Source organism: Streptomyces sp. SAI-135, from assembly GCF_029893805.1.
In the GTDB taxonomy this organism is placed as follows: domain Bacteria; phylum Actinomycetota; class Actinomycetes; order Streptomycetales; family Streptomycetaceae; genus Streptomyces.
Genome location: NZ_JARXYP010000002.1, coordinates 7,652,518 through 7,677,163, shown reverse-complemented (window position 1 = coordinate 7,677,163; position 24,646 = coordinate 7,652,518). Strand labels below are relative to the sequence as shown.

The window sequence follows — 24,646 nt, the reverse complement described above, 5'->3', positions numbered from 1 at the left end:
GGCTCACTTCAGCCTGCTGGAGGCGAGGATCGACACGAGGTGCAGCAGGGTCTGGAGCAGGGCGATACCGGCGAGCACCGCGACCCCGAGCCGCGAGAAGAACAGGTCGCCACGCACCTGGTCGGCGATCGCCAGGACCAGGATCAGCAGCGACGCCTCGATGCCGAGGATGAGCCGGTGGAACTTGAGCAGGGAGGCGGCCCTGCGGGCCAGCGCCATGCCGGAGGAGCGCATCTCGGCGGCCGACTCCTGCACCGGCGGCTTGCCTGCCTGGTGCCGGGCGACGCCCACCAGGTCGGTCTCGGCCTTGATGAGGATCGCACCGAGGGCGGCGAGCGTGCCGAGGAAGGCCCACAGCCAGTCGATGCGGCCGCTGCCGAACAGGTCGGCGGCGCGCAGACCGAAGCCGGTCAGGACGGCCGCGTCGGTCAGGTACGCGCCGACGCGGTCCAGGTAGACGCCGTTGAGCGAGTACTGCTTCTTCCAGCGCGCGATCTCGCCGTCGACGCAGTCCAGGAGCAGGTACATCTGGACGCACACCACGCCGAGCACGGCGCCCGGGATCCCCGGCACCAGCAGTGCCGGGGCCGCGAGGACGCCGAAGACGGTCATCAGGTACGTGAGCTGGTTGGGCGTGACCCTGGTGTTCACCAGGTAGCGGTCCACCCGCAGGGACACCTCACGCATGTAGAGGCGTCCCATCCAGTGCTCACCGCTGCGCCGGTCCTTGACCCCAGCGGGGTGGACGACCGGACGGAGTTCAGCTACCGATGGCCTTGACATAGTCGGTGTAGATGTCCTTGATCTGGTCGGTCTTGAGGTCGAGGTGTTCGAGGATGGTGTACCGGCCGGGACGGGTCTGCGGGGCGAACTCCACGGCGCGGACGAACTCCGCGGGCGTGAAGCCGATCTCCTCCGGCAGCACCGGAAGTCCGTGCCGGCGCAGTACCCCGGCCATGAAGGCCGCATCCTCGTGGGCTCCGCGCAGGTACATCGCGAAGGCCGCGCCCAGGCCGCACTGCTCGCCGTGGGCGGCGGCACGCTTGGGGTAGAGCAGGTCGAACGCGTGGTTGATCTCGTGGCAGGAGCCGGACGCGGGCCGTGAGTCGCCGGAGATCGACATCGCGACGCCGGTGAGGACCAGGGCCTCGGCGAGCACCTGGAGGAAGTCGTTGTCGCCGACGCCGCCCGGGTGCCGCAGCACGGCCTCGCCGGCCTGGCGGGCCATGGCGGCGGCGAGTCCGTCGATCTTCTCGCCCTTGACGCGGTTCGCCAGCTCCCAGTCGGCGATCGCGTTGATGTTGGAGACCGCGTCACCGATGCCCGCGCGCACGAAGCGCACCGGGGCCTCGCGGATGACGTCGAGGTCGATGACGGCCGCTATCGGGTTGGGCACGCCGTAGGAGCCGCGGCCCGCGTCGTTGTCGAGGGTCGCCACGGGCGAGCACAGGCCGTCGTGCGCGAGGTTGGTCGGTACGGCGACCAGGGGCAGGCCGACGCGTGCCGCGGCGAACTTGGCGCAGTCGATGATCTTGCCGCCGCCGAGTCCGACGACCGCGTCGTAGTGACCGGCCTTCATGTCGCCGGCCAGCCGGATGGCGTCGTCGAGGGTGCCGCCGCCGACCTCGTACCAGGTGGCCCCGGGAAGGGAGGGCTCCAGCCGCTCGCGCAGCCTCGCGCCCGAGCCGCCGCTGACCGCGACGGCCAGCTTGCCGGAGTGCGAGATGCGCTCGTCGGCGAGCACACAGGCCAGGTCGTCGAGGGCACCCGGGCGGATGTCCACGACGACCGGCGAGGGGATCAGCCTTGTCAGTACCGGCACGCGATCTCCCGTCCACGGGCGAGGTCGTCGTGGTTGTCGATCTCCACCCACGGGACGTCGCCGATCGGTGCGACGTCGATGCGGAAGCCGCGGTTCACGAGCTCCTGGTAGCCGTGCTCGTAGAACTGCTGCGGGTCGCTCTCCCAGACCGTCTTCAGCGCGTCGGCCAGTTCGGGGGCGGCGTCGCCCTCGATGAGGGTGACGCCGATGTACTCACCGGTGGCCTCGGCGGGGTCCATCAGCTTGGTGATCTTCGTCATGCCCCGCTCGGGGTCGACGACGACCTTCATCTCCTCGTCGGCGAGGTTCTTCACGGTGTCCAGGGCGAGGATGACGCGCTTGCCCTCGCCGCGGGCGGCGAGCAGCGTCTTCTCGACGGAGACCGGGTGCACGGTGTCGCCGTTGGCGAGGATCACGCCGTCCTTGAGGGCGTCACGGCCGCACCACAGGGAGTAGGCGTTGTTCCACTCCTCGGCCTTGTCGTTGTCGATGAGGGTGAGCTTGAGGCCGTACTTCGCCTCCAGGGCCGCCTTGCGCTCGTACACGGCCTCCTTGCGGTAGCCGACGATGACCGCGACCTCGGTCAGGCCGATCTCGGCGAAGTTGCCGAGGGTGAGGTCCAGGACCGTAGGTTCGCCCTCTATGCCCGCGGGGCCCACCGGCACCAGAGCCTTGGGGAGGCTGTCGGTGTAGGGGCGCAGTCGGCGTCCGGCGCCGGCCGCCAGCACGAGGCCGATCATGCGGGTTCTCCTTCGTCGTGTACGGCGGGCGCCCCTGCGGACACCCAGAAGCGGATGCTCTCGACGAGCACCAGCAGGGCCACGGCCACGGCCAGGACCGTGAGCGCGACCGTGAACTGCGAAGCGGTGAGCAGTGCGGCCAGGACGGTGACGAGCAGAACCCGTCCCTCGTGCCCCCCGACGGCGCGCACCAGCCAGGCCGGGGGCGCTCCGGCGTTGCCGCGAATGCGGTACACCGTGTCGTAGTGATGGTAGGCGACGGCGGCCACCAGGCCGAAAGCCGCGGGAAGCGCTCCGTTCACGTCCGCTTCGGCCGCGAGCAGCAGGACCGTGCCGTACTCCGCGGCGCGGAAGAAGGGCGGGACCAGCCAGTCGAGGGCGCCCTTGAGGGGGCGCGCGACGGCGAGACCCGAGGTGACGGCGTAGATCACGGCGCCGGCCACCGCGAGGGGGCCGCCGAAGCCGGGCTGCCAGGTGAGGCCGACGAGGACGAGACCGCCGAGCAGGGCCAGTACGGGGGCGGCGAAGCCGGGCAGGCGGCGGGCGGGAGCCTTGAGGGCGCCCGCGACGCCCTGCGCGAGCGGGCCGGAGTCCGCGAGGTCCGCGAGCGCCCGCGCGGCCCGGTCGGTCCGCCGTGCCTTGCGGGTCAGCGAGCGCAGCACCCGGCCCGCCGTGGTGTACGTCGCCGCGAAGGCGCACCCGACGAGCAGGGCGTAGAAGGTGATCCGGGGTGTCGTCAGCGCGGTCAGCACCGCGATCATCGCCCAGCGCTCCCCGATGGGCAGGACGATCATCCGTCGCACCCACACCGTCCAGCCGACGCTGTCGAGCTTGTCCGACAGGGCCGCCGTGGGGCTGGTGTTGGCGGTGGCGTCGTGGTTCGCCTCGTTGAAGGAGAAGTCGACGACGTGCCGGCAGGTCTGGAGGACCATCGCGCCGAGCGCCAGGGCCCAGACGTCGTCGCCGCCGCGGGCCGCTCCCAGGGCGAGGCCGGCGTAGTAGGCGTACTCCTTGGCCCGGTCGAAGGTGGCGTCGAGCCAGGCGCCGAGGGTGGAGTACTGCAGGGAGTAGCGGGCGAGCTGGCCGTCGGTGCAGTCCAGGACGAAGGACGCGATGAGCAGCACGCCGGCGGCGATGAACCCGCCGCGTGTGCCGGTGGCCGCGCAGGCCGCCGCGATCAGGGCGGTGATCAGGGACGCGGTGGTGACCTGGTTCGGGGTCAGTCCGCGGCGGGCGCACCAGCGGGCGATGTAGCGGGAGTAGGGGCTGATGAAGTGCGTGGTGAAGAAGCCGTCGCGGGACTTCACGGCGGACTTCAGACGTACGGCCTCGTCGTCGACGTCCGCGACGGCCTGCCGTGCCTCGTTGCGGGCCTGGGGGTCGGCGGGGACGGCGGCGACCAGGCTGCCGAGCTCGGGGCGGTGGACCTCGGCGCCGTCGTCGGCCAGCGCGGTGACGATGCGGTCGGGGAGGCTGTCCACGGCGACCGCCGTGCCGCCGCCTGCGGAGTTCTCGCGGGCCAGCGCCCGGGTCAGGGTCGTGCGGCCGTCGGGCTGCGCGGTGACGGCGCCGGGCACGGCGGCGAGGGAGAAGCGGGGGTCGGTGAGGCCGAGGCGCAGCGCGTGCACGTGGCCGACGAACCGGGCGTCGACAAGGGCGACGCGCTGGTCGCAGGGTGCTTCGGCGACCAGCCGCTCGGCGTCGGCGGCGTCCGCGGCGACCCGCACGTCGAAGCCGAGGGACCGCAGATCACCCTCGATCGACGAACCGGGGACCGGCTGACCGGTGAGGATGGCGGTCGACAACCGAACTCACTCCCTGGGTGCCGACGCGCGGGCGCCGGTCATGTGCACGATGGGGGCGCCCCTTGGCTGGACCAGGCGGGCGGCATGTCGGCAGAGGCTATCGGATGCCAAGAAGGCGGCGTTCACCGCCCGTTAACGGACCGATCAACAGCGTCTCCCCCGGCCTTTGCCGCGATCATCATGGGCGATCCGGGGCCCCGCCCACAAACCGCGCCCCGCAGAGCGGACATCCGGGACATCGCGGAGGTCCGGGGGCGTCGGCATAGGGTGGACGACCATGACGTGGCTGATCACCGGCGGTGCCGGGTACATAGGGGCGCATGTGGCGCGGGCCATGACGGGGGCCGGGGAACGCGTGCTCGTCCTGGACGACCTCTCGGCGGGGGTGCCCGCGCGGCTGCCCGCCGAGGTGCCGCTGGTCCGCGGCTCCTCGCTGGACGGCGGCCTGCTGAAGCGGGTGCTGGCCGAGCACGCGGTGACGGGTGTGGTGCATCTCGCGGCGCGCAAGCAGGTCGCCGAGTCGGTGGCCCAGCCCACCCGCTACTACCAGGAGAACGTCGGCGGTCTCGCGACCCTCCTGGAGGCGGTCGCCGAGGCCGGGGTCGAACGCTTCCTCTTCTCCTCCTCCGCGGCCGTCTACGGCAATCCCGCCGAGGGACTGATCACGGAGGAGACGCCGTGCGCCCCCGTGAACCCCTACGGCGAGACGAAGCTGGCCGGGGAGTGGCTGGTGCGGGCGGCCGGACGGGCACACGGGATCTCCACCGTCTGCCTGCGGTACTTCAACGTCGCCGGGGCCGCGGCGCCCGAACTCGCGGACACCGGTGTCTTCAACATCGTGCCCATGGTCTTCGACCGCCTCACCCGCGGCGAGGCCCCGCGGATCTTCGGCGACGACTATCCGACGCCGGACGGCACCTGTGTACGGGACTACATCCATGTGTCCGACCTCGCCGAGGCGCATCTCGCGGCGGCCCGGCGGCTGTCCGAGGGCGGCGGGAGCGGCGACCTGACGGTCAACATCGGTCGCGGCGAGGGCGTCTCCGTGCGCGAGATGGTCACGGTGATCGGCGAGGTGACCGGAGACCGACGGCCCGCGGTCGTGGAGCCCCGGCGCCCCGGGGACGCACCCGTGTCGGTGGCCTCGGCCGCCCTGGCCGCGGAGACGCTCGGCTGGAGCGCACGGCGAGGGGTGCGCGAGATGATCGAGTCCGCCTGGCGCGGATGGCAGCTGCACCACCAGTGAGGCTGCCCTGACCTGCGGATCGTTTGCCCAGGTCAGGGCACATGACAACGGTGTTCAGTGCCGCGTTGCCGGATACCCCCCGCCCGTAGTTCACTGTGATCCCGGGCGGGCTGTCCGGCATCGACGCGCAGGAGGCGGCTTCCATGGGGGCAGGGCACGATCACGGGCACGCGCACGCGCCGGCCGGCGGTACGGCGACCGCCGCGTACGTCGGCAGGCTGCGGGTGGCATTGTCGATCACGCTCACCGTCATGGTGGTCGAGATCGTCGGCGGCGTCGTCGCCGACTCCCTGGCCCTGGTCGCCGACGCGGCCCACATGGCGACGGACGCGCTGGGCCTCGGCATGGCCCTCCTCGCGATCCACTTCGCCAACCGCCCCCCGACCGGCAACCGCACCTTCGGGTACGCCCGCGCGGAGATCCTCGCCGCCCTCGCGAACTGCCTGCTGCTGCTCGGGGTCGGCGGCTACGTCCTGTACGAGGCGATCCAGCGGTTCGTGACCCCGGCCGACACCGAGGGCGGGCTGACGATCGTGTTCGGCGCCGTCGGTCTGGTCGCGAACATGATCTCGCTGACCCTGCTGATGCGCGGCCAGAAGGAGAGCCTGAACGTGCGCGGGGCCTTCCTGGAGGTCGCGGCGGACGCGCTGGGCTCGTTCGCGGTGATCGTCTCGGCGGCGGTGATCCTGACCACGGGCTGGCAGGCCGCCGACCCGATCGCCTCGCTGGTCATCGGCCTGATGATCGTGCCGCGCACCTTCAGGCTGCTGCGCGAGACCCTCGACGTCCTGCTTGAGTCGGCGCCCAAGGACGTCGACATGACGGAGGTGCGGACCCACATCCTGGCGCTCGACGGTGTGGAGGACGTCCATGACCTGCACGCCTGGACGATCACCTCGGGCATGCCGGTGCTGTCCGCGCACGTGGTGGTGAGTACCGAGGTGCTGAGCGCGATCGGCCACGAGAAGATGCTGCACGAACTCCAGAACTGCCTCGGCGACCACTTCGACGTCGAGCACTGCACCTTCCAGCTGGAGCCGGGCGGGCACGCGGAGCACGAGGCGCACCTGTGCCACTGATACACGTGTACGGTGCATGAAACGCCCGTTCTGGCGGAATGCAGCGATCCGGCGCGGCTTCGCGTCCTCCACCCCACAGTCCCGCACCGAGCGGTTCCCCGCCCGCCGCGCCGGGCACGATCAACTGCCGGGAGTGCCGGATTCGTGCGGCACACTTGGGGCGCGAAGACCGATGTGAAGGATGGGTATGCCGACCACACCTGCCACCACGACGCACACTCCGTCGAACGGCGCCGCGAACGCGATCCTGCTGGAACTGGTCGACGAGCACGGTGTGACGATCGGCACCGCGGAGAAGCTCGCCGCCCACCAGCCGCCGGGACAGCTGCACCGCGCCTTCTCGGTGTTCCTCTTCGACGAGCGGGGCCGGCTGCTCCTCCAGCAGCGCGCGCTCGGCAAGTACCACTCCCCCGGCGTGTGGTCCAACACCTGCTGCGGCCACCCCTACCCGGGTGAGGCGCCCTTCGCGGCGGCGGCCCGGCGCACGTACGAGGAGCTGGGCGTGTCCCCCTCGCTGCTCGCCGAGGCGGGCACGGTCCGCTACAACCATCCGGACCCGGACTCGGGCCTGGTCGAGCAGGAGTACAACCACCTGTTCGTCGGCCTGGTGCAGTCCCCGCTCGGCCCGGACCCGGAGGAGGTCGCCACGACCGCGTTCGTGACCCCGGCCGAGCTGGCGGAGCGGCACGCGAAGGACACCTTCTCGGCCTGGTTCATGACGGTCCTGGACGCGGCCCGTCCCGCGGTCAGGGAGCTGACGGGCCCGTCCGTCGGCTGGTGAGGGCCCTCAGGACACGCGTACGGCCTTGAGCGGCAGGGCGGCCCAGATCACCTTGCCGCCACTGGACGTGTGCTCGACGTCGCAGGCCCCGCCCGCCTCCCGGGTGATCTCACGGACCAGGAGCAGTCCCCGGCCGCCCTCGCCGCTGTGGTCGGTCTCCAGGGCGGTCGGCCGGTAGGGGTGGTTGTCCTCCACGGACACCCGCACCCACTCCGCCCCCACGGCCACTTCCACGGCGAGCATCGGGGAGAGCAGGGCCGCGTGCCGCACGGCGTTCGTGACGAGTTCGGACACGATCAGCAGGAGGCCCTGGACGAGGTCCTCCGAGACGGGCACTCCCTGGCGGTACAGCAGGTCCCGGACGGCGTGCCGCGCCTGCGGGACCGACGCGTCGACGGCGGGGGCGGTGAAGCGCCACACCCCCTCGTACGGCAGCGGGTCCGGGGGGCCCGGGGCGACGGGGTCCGGTTCGCGGGGATCTTCTCCGCTGTCCGCCGGGCGAGGGCCGGACCCGCGCCCATGGTCGTCCATTCTTCGGTCGCCACCCTTGCGCTCGATTGTCACCACATGTCGAGTGTTGGCAGCGGGCCGCTCCCCTCCGGATGCCTGAACAGAAGTCAGCGCATATCGAACGCCTCCGACCGATTCGGCACGGAACAATTCGGATTCTGTCGGTCGACAGGCCGCCTCGTGCTGTTCGCTGACCATGCCGATGATCGGCGCCCCGCACGGAGGGCTAGCATCCGACGCATGGAGCTCCCGGAGCCGCAGCTGCTGCCCACCGTCACCGACTCGGTCGCCACCGTCGTGGTCCACCATCCGGCCAAGCGCAACGCCATGACGGCCGCGATGTGGCGGGCGCTGCCGCCGCTGCTGGACACGCTGGCCGCCGATCCGGGCGTCCGTGCGCTCGTGCTGACCGGTGCGGGCGGGACGTTCTGCGCGGGCGCCGACATCTCCACGCTGCGCTCGTCGCCCGAGGAGGCGCAGGGGCTCGCGGTGCGGGCCGAGGAGGCCCTGGCCGCCTTCCCGAAGCCGACGCTGGCGGCGGTGCGGGGGCACTGCGTGGGCGGCGGGTCGCAGCTGGCGGCCGCCTGCGATCTGCGGTTCGCCGAGGAGGGCGCGCTGTTCGGGGTGACACCGTCGAAGCTCGGGATCGTGTATCCGGCGTCCTCCACCAGGCGCCTGGTGTCGCTGGTCGGCCCTGCGACCGCCAAGTACCTGCTGTTCTCCGGCGAGTTGATCGACGCGGAGCGGGCACTGCGCACCGGACTGGTCGACGAGGTGCTCCCGGCGGGCGAACTGGACAAGCGGGCCGCGGAGTTCACCCGGATCCTGGCGTCCCGCTCGCAGCTCACGCAGGCCGCGGCGAAGGAGTTCGCCAACGGCCGCACGGACCGGGACGCGCACTGGAGCGAGCAGGCGCGCGGCAGCGGCGACACCGCGGAGGGGGTCGCCGCCTTCCTGGAGCGCAGGACACCGCGCTTCACCTGGACTACGTCAGGATGAAGCGGCTCTTGGAGCGGAACTCCTCGACGAGGTGCGCGGGCGCCTTCTGCGGCGAGCCCGCGTCGTAGGGCGGCTGCGGGTCGTACTCGGTCAACAGCTGTACGGCCTGGGCGTGTTCGTCGCCCGCGATCCTGCCGAGCAGTGTGAGCCCCATGTCGATCCCGGAGGAGACGCCCGCCGCGGTGACGTACTTGCCGTCGAACACGACCCGCTCGCCCGTCGGTTCGGCACCGAACTGCTTCAGGAAGTCCAGGGCCAGCCAGTGGGAGGTCGCACGGCGTCCCCGGAGCAGCCCGGCGGCCGCGAGCAGCAGGGAACCGGTGCACACGGACGTGGTCCAGGTGCTGGTGGCGTCGGCCGCGCGCAGCCAGTCGAGCAGCGCCCGGTTCTCCATCTGCGGGGTCTGCCCGGGGCCGCCCGGCACGATGACGATGTCGGGGTCCGGCACCTCGGCGAGCGTCCGGTCGGCGGTGAGCGCGAGCCTGCCGGTGTCGGTGCGCACGGGACCGGTCCGCTCCGCGACGAACACGGTCTCCGCGTCGGGCAGGCGGCCGAGGGTCTCGTAGGGTCCTACGGCGTCCAGGGCGGTGAAGCGGTCGAAGAGGACGATCGCGATCTGCACGGGGGGTCCTTTCAGCGGGCCGGGGTCGGGTGGAAGCGGCGGCGGTATTCGGAGGGGGCCGTGCCGAGGGCTCTGACGAAGGCGCGGCGCATGCCCTCGGGGGTGCCGTAGCCGCTGGCGCGGGAGATCTCCTCGACTCCGTCGGAGGTGTCCTCCAGGAGGCGGCGGGCGTGTTCGAGCCGGACCCGGTCGACGTACCGGCCCGGTGTCATGCCGGTCTCGGCCTGGAAGGCGCGGGCGAAAGTGGCGGGGCGAGAGGCGGGCGCGGGCGGCCAGGGTCTCGACGCTCAGGTCGCCGGCGGGGTGCTCGGTGATCCACTGCTGGACCTGGCGCAGCGGCTCGCGCTGTGCGGTCTGGGCGGCGAGCTGGGCGCTGAACTGGGCCTGGTTGCCGGGCCGGCGCAGGAAGACCACGAGGTGGCGCGCGATGACGAGGGCGGCGTCCCGGCCCAGGTCCTCCTCGACCAGGGCGAGCGCGAGGTCGATGCCCGAGGTGACACCGGCGGACGTGGAGACCTGTCCGTCGCGCACGTAGATCGGGTCGGGGTCCACCTCCACGGCCGGGTGGTCACGGGCGAGCTTGTCGCAGTACGCCCAGTGGGTGGTGACGCGGCGGCCGTCCAGGAGCCCCGCCTCGGCGAGCCGGATGGCACCGGTGCACACCGAGACCAGGCGTTCGGCCCGCGGGCCGTGCTCGCGCAGCCAGTCGGTCAGGAGCGCGTCGGGGCGCCGGGTGCCCTGGCCGCCGGGCACGACCAGGGTGTGCGGGGCGTCGGTGCGCGCGAGGGCTTCGTCCGGTACGACGGTCAGGCCGCTGGAGGTACGGACGGGAGCGCCGTCCGGTGAGGCCGTACGGATGCGGTACGTGCCCGGGGTGTGCTGCTCGGCTCCCGCGAAGACCTCCAGCGGGCCGGTGACGTCGAGGCTCTGCACGCCGTCGAAGAGGACGAGGAGAACGGTTCGCTGGGCCATGTCCCCGATTCTTGGGGCGGGTCGCGAAGGCCGCAATGACGAGTTCCCCACCTTTCCTGCCATGGCGAACCTCCCCGCAGCGGAGATACCAAGCGGTCGGTAACCTGCACGGCATGACTACTGCCGCCCTGGAACCGCGCGCCGGCCGACGCTGTCAGAACCCGCTGAACTCCCTGCACGCCGCGCACTACTTCTCTCCCGACCTGGGCAAGGAGATGGCCGCGATCGGTGTGACACACCCGAGGGCCGTCAACTTCGCGGTGCGGGCAGCCGCGCTGGGGCCGGTCGGCCCGGGGGCGGTGACGGCCGCGTTCTACAACTACAAGCACGAACTGGTGGCCGAGCACGTGCCCGCCGTGTGGCGGACCGCCACGCCCGAACAAGTCCTCGCCGCACGCGCGCGTGCCGTCGACGCGACCCTGCGCCGCCTGCTCGGCGACGACGCCGTGGCGTCGGAGGGGATGGCCGAGGCCGCGCGGCTCGCGCTGCGGGCCACCGAGGCCTGCTCGCGCGCCGCGCGGCCGCTGTACTCCGCGCACGCCGACCTGCCGGTGCCCGAGGAACCCCACCTTGCGTTCTGGCACGCCGCGACGCTGCTGCGCGAGCACCGCGGCGACGGACACCTGGCCGTCCTGATGGCCGCGGAGCTGGACGGCCTTGAGGCCCTGGTGACCCACACCGCGACGGGCCGGGGCATGACCCCGTCCTGGGTGTTCACCACGCGCGGGTGGACCCGGCAGGAGTGGGACGCGGCCGTGGCTCGGCTCCGCGACCGCGGGCTGCTGGACTCCGACGGCGAGCTGACCGAGCGGGGCGTCGCCCTGCGGGAGGAGATCGAGGCGGAGACGGACCGGCTGGACCTCGCCCCCTACGAGCACCTCGGGGCCGAGGGCACAGGACGGCTGACGGAACTCGCTGTCGGGTTCACGCGCACCGCCCTGACCGCGGGGGCCTATCCCGCGGACCTGATCGGCAAGCGCTGATTTCGGCGCCGCGAAGATTGCCGGGCCGCTCGGGAGGTACCCGTCCTCTTCCCGGTCGTCGTGGCCGGGAGAGGAAAGGGGAAGCACATGTTCCGCGCGATCGCAGACGTCCTGCGCCAGATCGGTGGCGCCATCGCCACCGTGGTGACCCTGCCCTTCCGGGCACTGGCCCGGCTCTTCGGCGGTGCGTCCGGCTCCACGCGCAGCCGCAGTGCCTGACGACCCCGGCCCGATGACCGCGCCCTGATCCCCGACTGTCGGTGCCGCCTGCCACAATTGCCGCGCAACCTCAGTGAGAAGGCGGTACGGGATCGTGACGACACCCGGGTCCAGCGGGTCCACCAGCGCAGGGTCGATCGAAGGCAGGATCGCCGAGGAACTCGGCGTACGGGAGCGGCAGGTGAAGGCCGCCGTGGAACTGCTCGACGGCGGTTCCACGGTTCCCTTCATCGCCCGCTACCGCAAGGAAGCGACCGAGATGCTCGACGACGCGCAGCTGCGCACGCTCGAGGAGCGGTTGCGGTATCTGCGGGAGCTGGAGGAGCGGCGGACGGCGATCCTCGACTCGGTGCGCGAGCAGGGCAAGCTCACCGAGGAGCTGGAGGCGCGGATCCGGGGCGCGGAGACGAAGGCGCGCCTGGAGGACATCTATCTGCCCTTCAAGCCGAAGCGCCGCACCAAGGCGCAGATCGCCCGCGAGGCCGGTCTGGAGCCGCTCGCCGAGGGCCTGCTCGGGGACCCGGGTGTCGCGCCGCTCGCCGCTGCCGCCGCGTTCGTGGACGCCGGCAAGGGCGTGCCCGACGCGCAGGCCGCGCTGGACGGCGCCCGCGCGATCCTCACCGAGCGCTTCTCGGAGGACGCCGACCTGATCGGCGAGCTCCGCGAGCGCATGTGGGTGCGCGGGCGCCTGGTCGCCAAGGTGCGCGAGGGCAAGGAGGAGGCGGGCGCCAAGTTCGCCGACTACTTCGACTTCTCCGAGCCCTTCACCGACCTTCCCTCGCACCGGATTCTCGCGATGCTGCGCGGCGAGAAGGAAGAGGTCCTGGACCTTGTCCTGGAGCCCGAGGAGCCCTCCGAGCAGCCGGGCCCCTCCTCGTACGAGGGCGTCATCGCCTCCAGGTTCGGGATCTCCGGCCGTGGCCGCCCCGGCGACAAGTGGCTGACGGACACCGTCCGCTGGGCCTGGCGGACCCGCATCCTCGTGCACCTCGGCATCGACCTCAGGCTGCGGCTGCGGACGGCCGCCGAGGACGAGGCGGTCAACGTGTTCGCGGCCAACCTCCGCGACCTGCTGCTCGCCGCCCCGGCCGGCACGCGCGCGACGCTCGGCCTGGACCCCGGCTTCCGTACGGGCGTGAAGGTCGCCGTGGTCGACGCGACCGGCAAGGTCGTCGCCACCGACGTCATCCATCCGCACGTCCCGGCCAACCGGTGGGACGAGGCCATCGCCAAGCTGGCCCGGCTGGCCAAGGAGCACGCGGTCGAGCTGATCGCGATCGGCAACGGCACGGCGTCCCGCGAGACCGACAAGCTCGCCGGGGAACTGATCACCAGGCACCCGGAGCTGAAGCTCACCAAGGTGATGGTGTCCGAGGCGGGCGCCTCCGTGTACTCGGCCTCCGCGTTCGCCTCGCAGGAGCTGCCGGACATGGACGTGTCGCTGCGCGGTGCGGTCTCCATCGCGCGCCGGCTCCAGGACCCGCTGGCCGAGCTGGTGAAGATCGACCCGAAGTCGATCGGCGTCGGCCAGTACCAGCACGACCTGTCCGAGGTGAAGCTGTCGCGCTCCCTGGACGCGGTGGTCGAGGACTGTGTCAACGGCGTGGGGGTCGACGTCAACACGGCGTCCGCCCCGCTGCTCGCCCGGGTCTCCGGCATCACCTCCGGGCTGGCCGAGAACATCGTGTCCCACCGGGACGCCAACGGCCCCTTCACGTCCCGCACCGAGCTGAAGAAGGTGGCCCGGCTGGGCCCCAAGGCGTACGAGCAGTGCGCCGGGTTCCTGCGGATCCGCGGCGGCTCCGACCCGCTGGACTCCTCCAGCGTGCACCCCGAGGCGTACCCGGTGGTGCGGAGGATGGTGAAGACCGCGGGGCAGGAGGTGGCGTCCCTCATCGGGAACACCGGCGTGCTGCGGTCGTTGAGGCCGCAGGACTTCGTGGACGAGACGTTCGGGCTGCCCACCGTGACCGACATCCTCAAGGAGCTGGAGAAGCCGGGGCGCGACCCTCGGCCCGCCTTCAGGACGGCGACCTTCAAGGAGGGCGTCGAGAAGATCTCCGACCTGGTCGCCGGGATGGTGCTGGAGGGGGTCGTGACCAACGTGGCGGCCTTCGGGGCGTTCATCGACGTCGGTGTCCACCAGGACGGACTGGCGCATGTCTCCGCGCTGTCGAAGGCGTTCGTCAAGGACCCGCGGGACGTGGTGAAGCCCGGGGACATCGTCAAGGTGAAGGTGCTGGAGGTCGACATCCCGCGCAAGCGGATCTCGTTGACGCTGCGGCTGGACGACGAAGCCCAGGCCAAGTCCTCGGGTGGGGAACGGCGTCAGCCTCAGCGGGGTGGACGTCCGCCTCAGCAACGGCAGCAGCGGCAGGCTCCTGCTCCGGGGAACAGTGCGATGGCTGACGCGTTGCGCAAGGCGGGGCTGCTCAACCCGAAGAACGGCAGGCGCTAGTACAGGTCGTGGGGAACTGCGGGCCCGTTGTGGCTGGTCGCGCAGTTCCCCGCGCCCCTAGGGAGTCTCGGTCACCTTGCCCGACACGACCTCCAAGCGGCGCGTCACTCTCACCGCGTCCAGCATCCGGCGATCATGTGTGACCAGGAGCAGGGTGCCCTCGTAGGCGTCCAGGGCTGATTCCAGCTGCTCGATCGCCGGGAGGTCCAGGTGGTTGGTCGGCTCGTCCAGGACCAGGAGGTTGACGCCCCGGCCCTGGAGAAGGGCCAGCGCCGCCCGCGTCCGCTCGCCCGGTGACAGGGTGGCCGCCGAGCGCGTGACGTGGTCGGACTTCAGGCCGAACTTGGCCAGCAGGGTGCGGACCTCCACCGGTTCCGTGTCCGGGACCGCCGCGCAGAACGCGTCCAGGAGGGACTCCTCGCCGAGGAACAGCTCGCGGGCCTGGTCGACTTCGCCGATCAGGACGCCGGAACCGAGGGACGCCTGGCCGGAGGTGAGCGGCACCCGGCCCAGCAGGGCGCCGAGCAGGGTGGACTTGCCGGCGCCGTTCGCACCCGTGACCGCCACCCGGTCCGCCCAGTCGATCTGGAGGGACACCGGGCCGAGGACGAAGTCGCCCTGGCGCACCTCGGCGTCCCGCAGCGTCGCCACGACCGCGCCCGAGCGGGGGGCCGAGGCGATCTCCATGCGCAGTTCCCACTCCTTGCGCGGCTCCTCGACCACGTCCAGGCGTTCGATCATGCGCTGGGTCTGGCGGGCCTTCGCGGCCTGCTTCTCGCTGGCCTCGCTGCGGAACTTGCGGCCGATCTTGTCGTTGTCGTTGCTCGCCTTGCGGCGGGCGTTCTTCACGCCCTTGTCCATCCAGGAGCGCTGCATCTGCGCCCGGTCCTGGAGGGCGGCCCGCTTGTCGGCGTACTCGTCGTAGTCGTCCCGGGCGTGCCGGCGGGCGACCTCGCGCTCCTCCAGGTAGGCCTCGTAACCGCCGCCGTAGAGAGTGATCCGCTGCTGGGCCAGGTCGAGTTCGAGGACCTTGGTGACCGTGCGGGTGAGGAACTCGCGGTCGTGGCTGACCACCACCGTGCCGGCCCGCAGGCCCTTCACGAACCGCTCCAGGCGCTCCAGGCCGTCCAGGTCGAGGTCGTTGGTGGGCTCGTCGAGGAGGAAGACGTCGTAGCGGGAGAGCAGGAGCGAGGCGAGGCCGGCCCGGGCCGCCTGGCCGCCGGACAGGGAGGTCATCGGCTGGTCCAGGTCGACCGCCAGGCCGAGGGAGTCGGCGACCTCCTCGGCCCGTTCGTCGAGGTCGGCGCCGCCGAGGTCCAGCCAGCGCTCCAGGGCGGTGGCGTACGCGTCGTCGGCGCCGGGGGCCTCGTCGACCAGGGCCTGGGTCGCCTCGTCCATCACCCGCTGGGCCTCGGCGACTCCGGTGCGGCGGGCGAGGAACGCGCGCACGGTCTCCCCCGGGCGCCGCTCGGGCTCCTGCGGCAGGTGCCCGACGGTGGCCGTCGGCGGGGAGAGCCGGAGCTCACCCTCCTCGGGGGCGAGCAGGCCCGCGAGCATCCTGAGCAGCGTGGACTTGCCCGCGCCGTTGGCCCCGACCAGGCCGATCACATCACCGGGCGCGACGACGAGGTCGAGCCCGCTGAACAGGGAGCGGTCGCCGTGGCCGGCGGCGAGGTTCTTGGCGACGAGGGTGGCAGTCATCAGACCGTCGATCCTAGTGGCCGCCCCGGACCGGACGCTCCCCGGTCTCTCAGCGCGCCATCGCCTCCACCAGCACACTTGTCGAGGTCCGCGCCACCACGAAGGACTCCCCCCTGACCGCCTTCGGGTCCAGGGCGATCCGGTGCCTGCCGGCCTCCAGGACGCCGTCGAAGACCTCGTGGGCGTGGGTGCGGTACAGCCGGTCGAGGCGGTACGCCGTCAGACGCACCCGGCACGGCGAGGTGACCTCGACGCCGGCCTCGCCGTCGGCGACGACCAGGCGGGTCAGCCGGCGCTGTGCGACCGGGCTGCGGTCCAGGGCGTGCTCTATCTGGGCCACGAGCAGCGGGACGATCGGGGCGAGCCCGTCGACGTAGGCCACGTCGACGCCGGCGCGTTCGAAGGAGCGGCGTACGGCGGCCCGTTCCTCCTCGGTGACCGCGCGGCCGAAGGCGACGGCGCCGTAACCGCGCAGTTCGTCGGCGTGGACGGATCCCACCTCGCGGGTGATGTCGGCGCCGATGCCGATGGCACGCAGGGCGGCGGCGAGCTTGGCGAGGACGGCGACGCGGGCGCCGACGAGCAGGACGCGGCGGCGGCCGCCCTCCGTCTCGGCGGCACTCTGGAGCAGGGAGGCGAGCGCCGCGCGGTACTCGGCGCCCCGGAAGCGGAACGGCCCGATGCCGTGGTAGCCGTTGAGCTGGAGGTCCACGGCCTCCTCGGTCTGCCAGGCGAAGTCGCGCCAGATGACGTCCTCGCCGTCCCGCTCGATGACGGCGGTGACGGCACCGCAGGCGAGGTCCTCGCACTCGGGGCAGCCGTAGACGACATGACGACCGTCCGGAAGCGGGGCGTCCGTCTCGCCCAGGAGGCTGCGGACCTGGGCGGTGAAGATGGCGGGCGGGACGTCGGAGGCGAGGGGGGAGACGGCGTCGAGGTCGGAGAGCTGGAAGAGGAGCGGGCGGCCGTCGACGATGAAGTCCACGAAGTCCCGGTGCACCTGGAAGTCTCCGTTGGCGAGGACTCCACCGGCACGCATCGCCGGTGCCAGGCCGAAGGTCGCGTATGCGGCAGACATGGTGTGAGTATTCCCGGCTTCGGGCCGGTATGAGCGCGGCACGGGTTCATTCCGCCGACGCGGTGCGGCACAAGCGCCCGACGGCCGCGAGGAGTTGGTGGCGCGGTCCGGCGTGCCCGGCGTACGCATGGTCGAAGGGGGACCGTCCGGAGAGGGGGTGACCGTGGGCGCGGAGGAGGCGGACGGGGCTCGCCTCCTCCCGGCGTTGCCCCGTGCTCAGCTGTGGTCGTGGCCCAGCGGGTCGCCCTCCGTCTCGGTGCCGGGGCCCGGGCCGATCTGGATGCCGAAGTCGCCGTCGTACTTGCGGTGGCCCTCGATCACGGCCAGTTCGACGGCCTCGGAGCCCATCTCGCCACGCACGATGACCGGGTCGCGGCGCAGGTCGCGCAGGAGGGCCACGCACATGCCGATCATCACGAGGACGAAGGGCGCGGCGGCCAGGATCGTGAGGTTCTGCAGTCCGGTGAGCGCGTCGCCCTGGCCGCTGCCGACGAGCAGCATGATGGCGGCGACGGCTCCGGTGACCACGCCCCAGAACACGACGACGAAACGGCCGGGTTCGAGGGCGCCCTTCTGGGAGAGCGTACCCATCACGATGGACGCGGCGTCGGCGCCGGAGACGAAGAAGATGCCGACCAGGATCATCACGAGCAGGCTGGTCACGGTGGCGACGGGGAACTCCTGGAGGACGCCGAAGAGTTGGCCCTCGGGGGTGTCCTCGCCGCCGAGCGCGCCGCCCTCCTTGAGCTTCATGGCCGTACCGCCGAAGATCGCGAACCAGACGAGGCTGACCGTGCTGGGCACGAGGATGACGCCGCCGACGAACTGCCGGATGGTGCGGCCGCGGCTGATGCGGGCGATGAACATGCCGACGAAGGGCGTCCAGGAGATCCACCAGGCCCAGTAGAAGACGGTCCAGCTGCCGAGCCAGTCCGCCACTCCCTTGCCGCCGCTGGCCTCGGTGCGGCCGGCGAGCTGGGGCAGGTCGCCGAGGTAGGAGAAGATCGAGGTGGGCAGCAGGTCGAGCACGATGATCGTGGGGCCCGCGACGAACACGAACACCGCGAGGACCAGCGCGAGCACCATGTTGGTGTTGGACAGCCACTGGATGCCCCGCTCGATGCCGGAGACGGCCGACAGCACGAAGGCCAGGGTCAGCACGGCGATGATCGTGACGAGCAGACCGGTGCTGACGTCGTCCATCCAGTCCAGCTCCTGGAAACCGGAGCCGATCTGGAGGGCACCGAGGCCGAGGGAGGCCGCGGAGCCGAAGACGGTGGCGATGATCGCGAGGATGTCGATCACCCGGCCGGCGGCGCCGTTGGCGTGCTTCTCCCCGATGAGGGGGGTGAACACGGCGCTGATGGTCTGGCGCCGGCGCTTGCGGAAGGTGCTGTAGGCGATGCCGAGCCCCACCACCGCGTAGATCGCCCAGGGATGCAGCGTCCAGTGGAAGAGGGTCGTGGCCATCGCCGTCTCCATGCGTTCACCGGAGTTGGCGGGACTCGTGCCCGGGGGCGGGGTCGTGTAGTGCGACAGGGGCTCGCTGACGCCGTAGAACATCAGGCCGATCCCCATGCCGGCGCTGAACATCATCGCCACCCAGGACACCGTCCTGAACTCGGGCTCCTCGCCCTCGGCGCCGAGGTGGATGCGGCCGTAGCGGCTCATCGCGAGCCACAGGGCGAACACCACGAAGCACGAGGCGGCCAGCATGAAGGCCCAGCCGCCGTTGTGGATCAGTCCGCTCAGCAGGGTGGTGGAGACGTCCTCCAGGGAGTCCGTCGCCGTCCAGCCCCAGATCACGAAGGCCAGGGTGATGACGGCGGTGACACCGAACACCACCCGGTCGGTCTCGTGGCCGAGAATGCCCGCGGGAAATCCTCGGCCGCCTCTCTTCTTCAGGTCTTCAGTCATCTGCGGCGCCTTCCCCTGGAGCGGTGGATACCCCGGTTTTCACACAGTTCCCCAGGACCTACCACAGGTGCCGCAGATCTCGACCGATTCAGCAGCCGGTGTCGGGCTCCCCGGCCGTCAGGTGGTACGGCGCGCGTTCGTCGAGGAGCAGCGGGACGAGGGCGCGCAGGGGCTGGTCCAGGGGGACGTAGGTGCCCCTGGACCGCACCCCGTGCAGGGCGAGTTCGTCCTTCACCTCCGTGTACTGGGCGTCGGTGAGCCGGTAGCCGCAGGGCGGGTCCTGCATCACCTCGGCGGGTTCGGGTGGGTCGTTGTCGGCGCCGCCGAGGAAGACGGGTCCGGCCGGGGGCCGGTGGCGGGCCTCGGTGGTGGCCTTCTCGATCCGGCCGCGGCGCTCCTCGGCGAACCCGAACAGGCCTTTCAACGCGGCCAGTTGGGAGTCCACCCGACGCCGGTTGTTGCGCGCCGGGTCCGGGTCCGCGAGCGGTTCGACCCTGCTCTCGATCAGCAGGCCGATCGCGTGCTTGACGCCGGACATGTTGCGCAGGATGCGTTCCTGACCGTCACCGGCGACCTGTCTGAGGGGGTCGCCGGTGACCGGGTCGGTCCAGATGCCGTACGTGCCGGTCGAGTACCCGGCGTCTTCGGCGGCCGGTCGTACGTACGCCCGCGACAGGGTCTCGGCCTCGTCGTGGACGGCCTCGTCGGTGTTGAGGTTGCGGGGCCAGAGGTCGAAGAGGTCCTTGTCGTAGTAGCGGGGTGTGGCGGAGTACTCGTGCAGGTCGTAGATCACGTCCGGGCGCCGGTCCCGTACGACCTTCGCCATGGCGCGGGCCTCGGCGGTGGCGAGGGCGAGGTGGTCGCGGTTGATGTCGACGCCGTCGCTGTTGCCGCGGGTGTCGGCGGCCCGGCCGTCCGGGTTGGCGGTGGGCACGACCAGCACGGTGGTGCGGTCGAGGAAGCGCCGGGTGCGGGCGTCCTTCGCGTAGGCCAGGTCGCGGACCTTGCTGAGACAGGCCTCGCGGCCGGAGGGTTCGTCGCCGTGCTGGCTGCACACGAGCAGGACCTTGTTCTGGGCGTGACGGGCGCCGATCCGCACGAGCTGGAGCGGGCGGCCCTGTTTCGTGGTGCCGATGCGGTCCACCAGGACCCGGCCGCTCGCCCGGTCGACCCGGGTGAGGAAGTCCTGTTCCTCGCCCTCGCTCGTCCAGCGGGCGCCGGCCGACTGCTCGAAGCCGGTGCGGGGCGGGGCCTCGCCGGCTTCGGCCGGTGCCGCGACCAGGGAGGCGGCGAGCGCCGCCACGCTCGCGGTGACCGCCCGGATCACCGTCCTGCCTCCGGGACGCGCTGGGCGGTGCGCGGGGCCCGGACACCGTCGAGGGCTCCCGCCTCGCGTGCTACGGCCGCCCCGGCGCCCTTCGTCGCGTGCGCGAACGCGGCGGCGCCGCCGACCAGCGGGACGCGGGCCGAGGTGCGGGCGAGGTCGATCGTGAGGGTGGGCCTGGTGGACGGCGGGTCGATGAGGTCCCTGTCGGTGCCCGCGACGATCAGGGCGAGACGGTGGCCGGCCGGCACGACGTGGTCCGTGGCTCCGAGGTCGAGGGTGAGGGTGTAGGCCTTGCCCGGGGTGAGCGGGACGCCCTTGCCGGGGTCGGCGTAGGTGCCGAGGTCGGCCCAGCCGCGGCTGACCACTGTGTAGTCGACGGCGGTGGTCCTGGCCTGTGTCCGCTTGAAGCAGGCGCTGTCTCCGGCGGTGCTCGCACCCCAGCAGGTGCGGTCGGTGAGCGTGGTGATGCCCTCGCCGCTCGCCGCGTAGTCGCGGATGGTGTCGGGGCCGAGGTCCACGAGGACGGCGGAGAGATGGGCCGTCGAGGTGGTCGGCGTCGCGGTGACGGTCACCTTGGAGGAGCCGGACAGGCGGAGGTCCCTGGTGAGGGTGCCGGTGGTGAAGCCCGCCTTGTCGGGGGTGGCGGTGTCGATCCGTGCGGCCCAGTCGGTCTCGCTGAGCGCCGGGTCGTCGGTGAAGGTCTCGGTGCCCTTGGCCTTGCTGAGGCCGAGGGTGCCCACGCCGGGCGAGGTGCCCTGCGCGGGGCGCACGGTGGTGGCCGAAGTGCCGCGCGGGGGCCAGGACTTGGAGGTGACCCACTGGTCGGGCCGGCGTTCGATGTCGGCCATGGGCTCGCGGTCGATGCCGTTGTCGTAGCCGAGGAGCTCGTGGTCGAACCAGCGGTGCAGGGTGTCGACCCATTCCGCGCGCCGGAAGTCGAAGGGGTCGACGTGTCCGGTCTGGGAGAGCCAGATCTTGCGCTCTACGCCGTTCTTCGCGAGGGCGTCCCACCACGGACCGACGTGCTGGAGGCGGACGTTGAGGTCCTGCATGCCGTGCACGAGGAAGACGCTGGCCTTGACCTTGCGCGCGTCCTTCACGTAGTCGCGCTCGGTCCACAGCGGGGTCCAGTCGCCGGTGCGGGGGGCCTGGTCGACAAGTTTCTGCTGGACGGCGGCGCACTTGGCGCGGGCGTCGGGGCTGTCGACGTAGTCGGAGAGCCAGTCGGGGCCGGAGTCGTAGAGCGGGGCGCCCTGGGCGAAGTAGTAGTCGTACCAGGTGGAGATGGCGCTGATCGGGACGATGGTCTTCAGGCCCTGCACGCCGGTGGCGGCGACGCCGTTGGCGATGGTGCCGTCCCAGCTCTTGCCGATCATGCCGGTTCTGCCGTTGGTCCAGCCTGCCTTGGCCTTCGTGGCGCCCGTGCGGGTCGTGTAGGCGGTGCCCCGGCCGTTCAACCAGTCGACGACCGCCTTGGCGGACTGGACGTCGGAGCGGCCGCCGACGTCCACACAGCCGTCGGAGCGGTTGGTGCCGGCGAGGTCGACGCCGACGAAGGCGTAGCCGCGGGGCACGAAGTAGTTGTCGTAGAACAGCGGCATCCGGACGACGTTGCCGTTCGCGTCGTACGTCTTCAGCTGGCTCTCGTTGCCGCGGCCGCAGCAGGAGTAGTACGGGCTGGCATCCATGATGACCGGCACCTTGCGGCCCTGCCTGGCGGGTTCGCGGGGCCGGACGATGTCGACGGCGACGCGGTCGGTCCTGCCGTCCCCGTCGCCGTCGAGCCGGGTGTCCACCCAGACGGCCTCGCGGACGGCGTTCTCGTACGAGTAGACGGGTTGGCTCTCCCTCGGGGAGGCGGCCTCGGCGGTCGCGGGTGCGAGGAAGGTCGCCAGCAGGGCGGCGGTGGCCGCGGTGGCGGTCGCGAGCGGTCTCCAGGTCGTGAAGCGCGTGCGTATCGACATGCGCGGACGGTACTGCGGTCAACTCCCGTACAAAAGAGGGCCCCTTGAGTCCGTGACGGCCGAATGGCGATCGTGTGACAGGGGTGGCCGTGGACACATCCAGCTCACAGGTGGTGAATAGGCTGCGAACAGACCTCGTGCCCCTACGACTTGGAGCTTTCGTGCACCGCAGACTCATCGCACCGGGCGCACTCGCGGCGGCCTCCCTGATGCTGGCGATCCCGGCGTCGGCGGCCGGCTTCTCCCCCGGCGCTCCGGGTGTCGGCGACCCCTACTACCCGGACTACGGCAACGGCGGATACGACGTCTCCCACTACGACCTGCGGCTGAAGTACCAGCCGGCCACGGACGAACTGGAGGGCACCGCCACCCTCCTGGCGCGCACCACACAGGACCTGTCCCGCTTCGACCTGGACTTCCTGCTCGACGTGAGCGAGGTACGCGTCAACGGCGCGAAGGCGTCCTTCGCCACGTCGGGCGAGCACGAGCTGGAGATCACGCCGAAGTCGCCCCTGGCCAAGGGCACGTCCGCCACCGTGGTGGTCCGCTACCGCGGGGTGCCGTCGTCGAAGCAGGCGTACGGCTTCACGAGCTGGCACCGCACCGCGGACGGCGGGGTCGGGGCGAACGAGCCCGAGGCCGCCTGGTGGTGGTTCCCGAGCAACGACCACCCGCTCGACAAGGCCACCTACGACGTGTCGGTCCTGGTGCCCGACGGCACCCAGGCCATCTCCAACGGCACGCTCCAGTCGACGAGTTCGCGCCTGGGCTGGACCCGCTGGAACTGGCGCTCCGACAAGCCGCAGGCCACCTACCTGGCGACGCTCGCCGTCGGCCGCTTCGACCTGTCGACCGGCACGACCGACAGCGGCATCCCCGTCGTCAACGCCTACAGCAAAGACCTCGGCGCCAACGACGGTGCCGCGCGGGCCAGCGTCGAGCGGACCGGGGAGATCGCCGACTGGCTGAGCGGCTACTTCGGTCCGTACCCCTTCGACGCGCTCGGCGGATACGTGCCGAACACGAACACCGGGTACGCCCTGGAGACCCAGACCCGGCCCTTCTACAGCCCGCGCCAGTTCGCCAACGGCTCCAACACCTCCGTGGTGGTGCACGAGTTGGCCCACCAGTGGTACGGCGACCTGGTGTCCGTGCGCGGCTGGAAGGACATCTGGATCAACGAGGGCTTCGCACGGTACGCCCAGTGGCTGTGGTCCGAGCACGAGAACGAGGGCACGGCCCAAGAACTCGCCGACTACGTGTACTCCTCGCACCCGGCCGACGACCCGTTCTGGACGGTCAGGCCGGGTGACCCCGGGCCGGAGAACCAGTTCGACATCGCCGTCTACGACCGGGGGGCGCTGGCCCTCCAGGCGCTGCGCAACGAGATCGGCGACGACGCGTTCTTCGCGGTGCTGAAGGGCTGGCCGCAGAAGTACGCGTACGGCAACGCCTCGGTCGCCGACTTCCAGAGGTACGCCGAGGAGGTCTCGGGGCAGCCGCTGGCCGGGCTGTTCGACACCTGGCTGTTCCAGCCGTCGAAGCCGGCGGCGCCCGCGGCGCGGGGGGCGTCCATCGCGAGGACGGCTGAGTCCCACGCGCAGCCGAGGTCGTGGCGGAAGATTGCGGCGACGAACGACGTGCACGAGCACGGCGAGTAGGGCCTCGGGGCGCCTTCGGGGCGGTCCTATCCTTCGACGCCCGTCGAGGTGTGGGCCGCTCCGACCGGCTTGGACTCCGGTGAACCGCGCTGTCTGAGGTAGACGGAGAGGATGGCCATGGAGGCCACCGCGAGGAGTTCGGACTGCCAGTTCTGCAGGGTGCGGCTCCAGAAGTCCGCGGAGCCTATGTAGCTGGTCCAGCTCACGGGCGCCTGGAGCTCGCGGAGTTGCTCCTCGTTGTAGGCGGCGACCCCGCCGATCGACTGGGCCAGCCACGACAGGACGAAGATGGCCCCCATGACCAGCCCGAGGGAGTGGGAGTAGAGACCCTGGCGCAGTCCGCCGGCGGCGGCCCAGCGCGGGGAGTCGCGGTGGGCGTACCGCCCGGCCTGCTGGTCCCGGTCGGACTCCGTCCCGGCCTTGTGCATCTCCTTCGACTCGGGCGAGCCGCGCTGGAGGAGCCAGACGGTCGCGGTGATGTAGAGGAAGAACTGCAGGTATTCCGACTGCCAGTTCTCGGTCACGTCGACCGCGAAGTCGGAGGACATGAGGTACTCGCCGAAGCCGACCTGGGCGAGTCCCGCGGTGGTGAGCTGGTTGTTGAAATCGGCGTAGCCCGCGATCGCCTGTCCGGCGAGGGCCAGCAGGAACCCGATGCCGAAGGCGAGGCCGAGACCGTTGTCGCGCAGGAAGCCGCGGGTGCGTGTGGTCATCGGTGCATCAGCCCCAGGGCGATGAAGTACGCGAGGCCGCTGAGGACGA

The 24,646-nt window shown here is 71.6% G+C and carries 20 protein-coding genes and 1 pseudogene; 8 read left to right on the top strand and 13 right to left on the bottom strand.

Annotated elements, in window-relative coordinates; all coding sequences use genetic code 11:
* Positions 1–3: 3 nt before the first annotated feature.
* Genes M2163_RS39065 through M2163_RS39050 form a run of 4 tightly spaced genes read right to left on the bottom strand, consistent with a single transcriptional unit; the run spans position 4 to position 4,367 of the window.
* Positions 4–783 (bottom strand): CDP-alcohol phosphatidyltransferase family protein, encoded by a 780-nt coding sequence (locus M2163_RS39065; protein ID WP_280896352.1) that lies wholly within the window; start codon positions 781–783, stop codon positions 4–6.
* Positions 761–1,822, bottom strand: a complete 1,062-nt coding sequence (locus M2163_RS39060) for an iron-containing alcohol dehydrogenase family protein (RefSeq protein ID WP_280848186.1) — start codon at positions 1,820–1,822, stop codon at positions 761–763. The genes M2163_RS39065 and M2163_RS39060 overlap by 23 nt, the downstream gene beginning before the upstream one ends.
* On the bottom strand, positions 1,810–2,562 hold the full coding sequence (locus tag M2163_RS39055; protein WP_280848187.1) for a phosphocholine cytidylyltransferase family protein: 753 nt from the start codon (positions 2,560–2,562) through the stop codon (positions 1,810–1,812). The genes M2163_RS39060 and M2163_RS39055 overlap by 13 nt, the downstream gene beginning before the upstream one ends.
* Complete coding sequence (locus M2163_RS39050) at positions 2,559–4,367, bottom strand: DUF5941 domain-containing protein (protein ID WP_280896351.1); 1,809 nt, start codon at positions 4,365–4,367, stop codon at positions 2,559–2,561. The genes M2163_RS39055 and M2163_RS39050 overlap by 4 nt, the downstream gene beginning before the upstream one ends.
* Positions 4,368–4,644: 277 nt before the next feature.
* Between M2163_RS39050 and galE the strand changes: the two genes are divergently transcribed.
* The 3 genes from galE to idi all read left to right on the top strand — a co-directional run bounded on the left by galE (position 4,645) and on the right by idi (position 7,473).
* Positions 4,645–5,613 (top strand): UDP-glucose 4-epimerase GalE, encoded by a 969-nt coding sequence (gene galE, locus M2163_RS39045; RefSeq protein ID WP_280896350.1) that lies wholly within the window; start codon positions 4,645–4,647, stop codon positions 5,611–5,613.
* 143 nt (positions 5,614–5,756) lie between these two features.
* The gene (locus tag M2163_RS39040; protein ID WP_280848190.1) at positions 5,757–6,692 is read left to right on the top strand and encodes a cation diffusion facilitator family transporter; all 936 of its coding nucleotides are present in this window, start codon (positions 5,757–5,759) and stop codon (positions 6,690–6,692) included.
* 187 nt (positions 6,693–6,879) lie between these two features.
* The gene (gene idi, locus M2163_RS39035; protein WP_280848191.1) at positions 6,880–7,473 is read left to right on the top strand and encodes an isopentenyl-diphosphate Delta-isomerase; all 594 of its coding nucleotides are present in this window, start codon (positions 6,880–6,882) and stop codon (positions 7,471–7,473) included.
* A 6-nt stretch (positions 7,474–7,479) separates the two neighbouring features.
* On the opposite strand, the gene M2163_RS39030 is transcribed toward idi, so the two are convergent.
* The gene (locus M2163_RS39030) at positions 7,480–8,004 is read right to left on the bottom strand and encodes an ATP-binding protein (RefSeq protein WP_280848192.1); all 525 of its coding nucleotides are present in this window, start codon (positions 8,002–8,004) and stop codon (positions 7,480–7,482) included.
* Between the two features lie 219 nt (positions 8,005–8,223).
* Here M2163_RS39030 and M2163_RS39025 point away from each other — a divergent pair, with 219 nt between their 5' ends.
* Positions 8,224–8,982, top strand: a complete 759-nt coding sequence (locus M2163_RS39025) for an enoyl-CoA hydratase/isomerase family protein (RefSeq protein WP_280896349.1) — start codon at positions 8,224–8,226, stop codon at positions 8,980–8,982.
* On the opposite strand, the gene M2163_RS39020 is transcribed toward M2163_RS39025, so the two are convergent.
* Both M2163_RS39020 and M2163_RS39015 read right to left on the bottom strand, forming a co-directional pair.
* A complete protein-coding gene (locus tag M2163_RS39020) occupies positions 8,969–9,604 on the bottom strand; it encodes a DJ-1/PfpI family protein (protein ID WP_280848194.1) in 636 nt (211 codons plus the stop codon). The genes M2163_RS39025 and M2163_RS39020 overlap by 14 nt on opposite strands.
* A gap of 11 nt (positions 9,605–9,615) precedes the next feature.
* Positions 9,616–10,576, bottom strand: a pseudogene (locus M2163_RS39015) (GlxA family transcriptional regulator).
* A 113-nt stretch (positions 10,577–10,689) separates the two neighbouring features.
* Here M2163_RS39015 and M2163_RS39010 point away from each other — a divergent pair.
* The 3 genes from M2163_RS39010 (at position 10,690) to M2163_RS39000 (ending at position 14,236) form a co-directional block, all read left to right on the top strand.
* Positions 10,690–11,559: a hypothetical protein gene (locus M2163_RS39010; RefSeq protein ID WP_280896348.1), complete on the top strand. Its 870-nt coding sequence runs from the start codon at positions 10,690–10,692 to the stop codon at positions 11,557–11,559.
* 87 nt (positions 11,560–11,646) lie between these two features.
* On the top strand, positions 11,647–11,778 hold the full coding sequence (locus M2163_RS39005) for an LPFR motif small protein (RefSeq protein WP_280848197.1): 132 nt from the start codon (positions 11,647–11,649) through the stop codon (positions 11,776–11,778).
* Positions 11,779–11,872: 94 nt separating this feature from the next.
* Positions 11,873–14,236 (top strand): Tex family protein, encoded by a 2,364-nt coding sequence (locus tag M2163_RS39000; RefSeq protein ID WP_280896347.1) that lies wholly within the window; start codon positions 11,873–11,875, stop codon positions 14,234–14,236.
* Between the two features lie 57 nt (positions 14,237–14,293).
* Here M2163_RS39000 and M2163_RS38995 read toward each other — a convergent pair whose 3' ends face one another.
* From M2163_RS38995 to M2163_RS38975, 5 genes are all read right to left on the bottom strand, one after another.
* Positions 14,294–15,937 (bottom strand): ABC-F family ATP-binding cassette domain-containing protein, encoded by a 1,644-nt coding sequence (locus tag M2163_RS38995; RefSeq protein WP_280896346.1) that lies wholly within the window; start codon positions 15,935–15,937, stop codon positions 14,294–14,296.
* 49 nt (positions 15,938–15,986) lie between these two features.
* Positions 15,987–17,015, bottom strand: a complete 1,029-nt coding sequence (locus tag M2163_RS38990; protein ID WP_280848200.1) for an oxidoreductase — start codon at positions 17,013–17,015, stop codon at positions 15,987–15,989.
* Positions 17,016–17,231: 216 nt separating this feature from the next.
* Positions 17,232–18,932, bottom strand: coding sequence for a BCCT family transporter (locus M2163_RS38985; protein ID WP_280848201.1), 1,701 nt, complete (start codon positions 18,930–18,932; stop codon positions 17,232–17,234).
* An 88-nt stretch (positions 18,933–19,020) separates the two neighbouring features.
* Positions 19,021–20,259: a M14 family metallocarboxypeptidase gene (locus M2163_RS38980; protein WP_280896345.1), complete on the bottom strand. Its 1,239-nt coding sequence runs from the start codon at positions 20,257–20,259 to the stop codon at positions 19,021–19,023.
* On the bottom strand, positions 20,256–22,223 hold the full coding sequence (locus tag M2163_RS38975; protein ID WP_280896344.1) for a Xaa-Pro dipeptidyl-peptidase: 1,968 nt from the start codon (positions 22,221–22,223) through the stop codon (positions 20,256–20,258). The genes M2163_RS38980 and M2163_RS38975 overlap by 4 nt, the downstream gene beginning before the upstream one ends.
* Before the next feature lie 161 nt (positions 22,224–22,384).
* Between M2163_RS38975 and M2163_RS38970 the strand changes: the two genes are divergently transcribed.
* Positions 22,385–23,884 (top strand): M1 family metallopeptidase, encoded by a 1,500-nt coding sequence (locus tag M2163_RS38970; protein WP_280896343.1) that lies wholly within the window; start codon positions 22,385–22,387, stop codon positions 23,882–23,884.
* A gap of 26 nt (positions 23,885–23,910) precedes the next feature.
* On the opposite strand, the gene M2163_RS38965 is transcribed toward M2163_RS38970, so the two are convergent.
* A complete protein-coding gene (locus tag M2163_RS38965; protein WP_280848205.1) occupies positions 23,911–24,597 on the bottom strand; it encodes a DUF6766 family protein in 687 nt (228 codons plus the stop codon).
* Positions 24,598–24,646 lie beyond the last annotated feature (49 nt).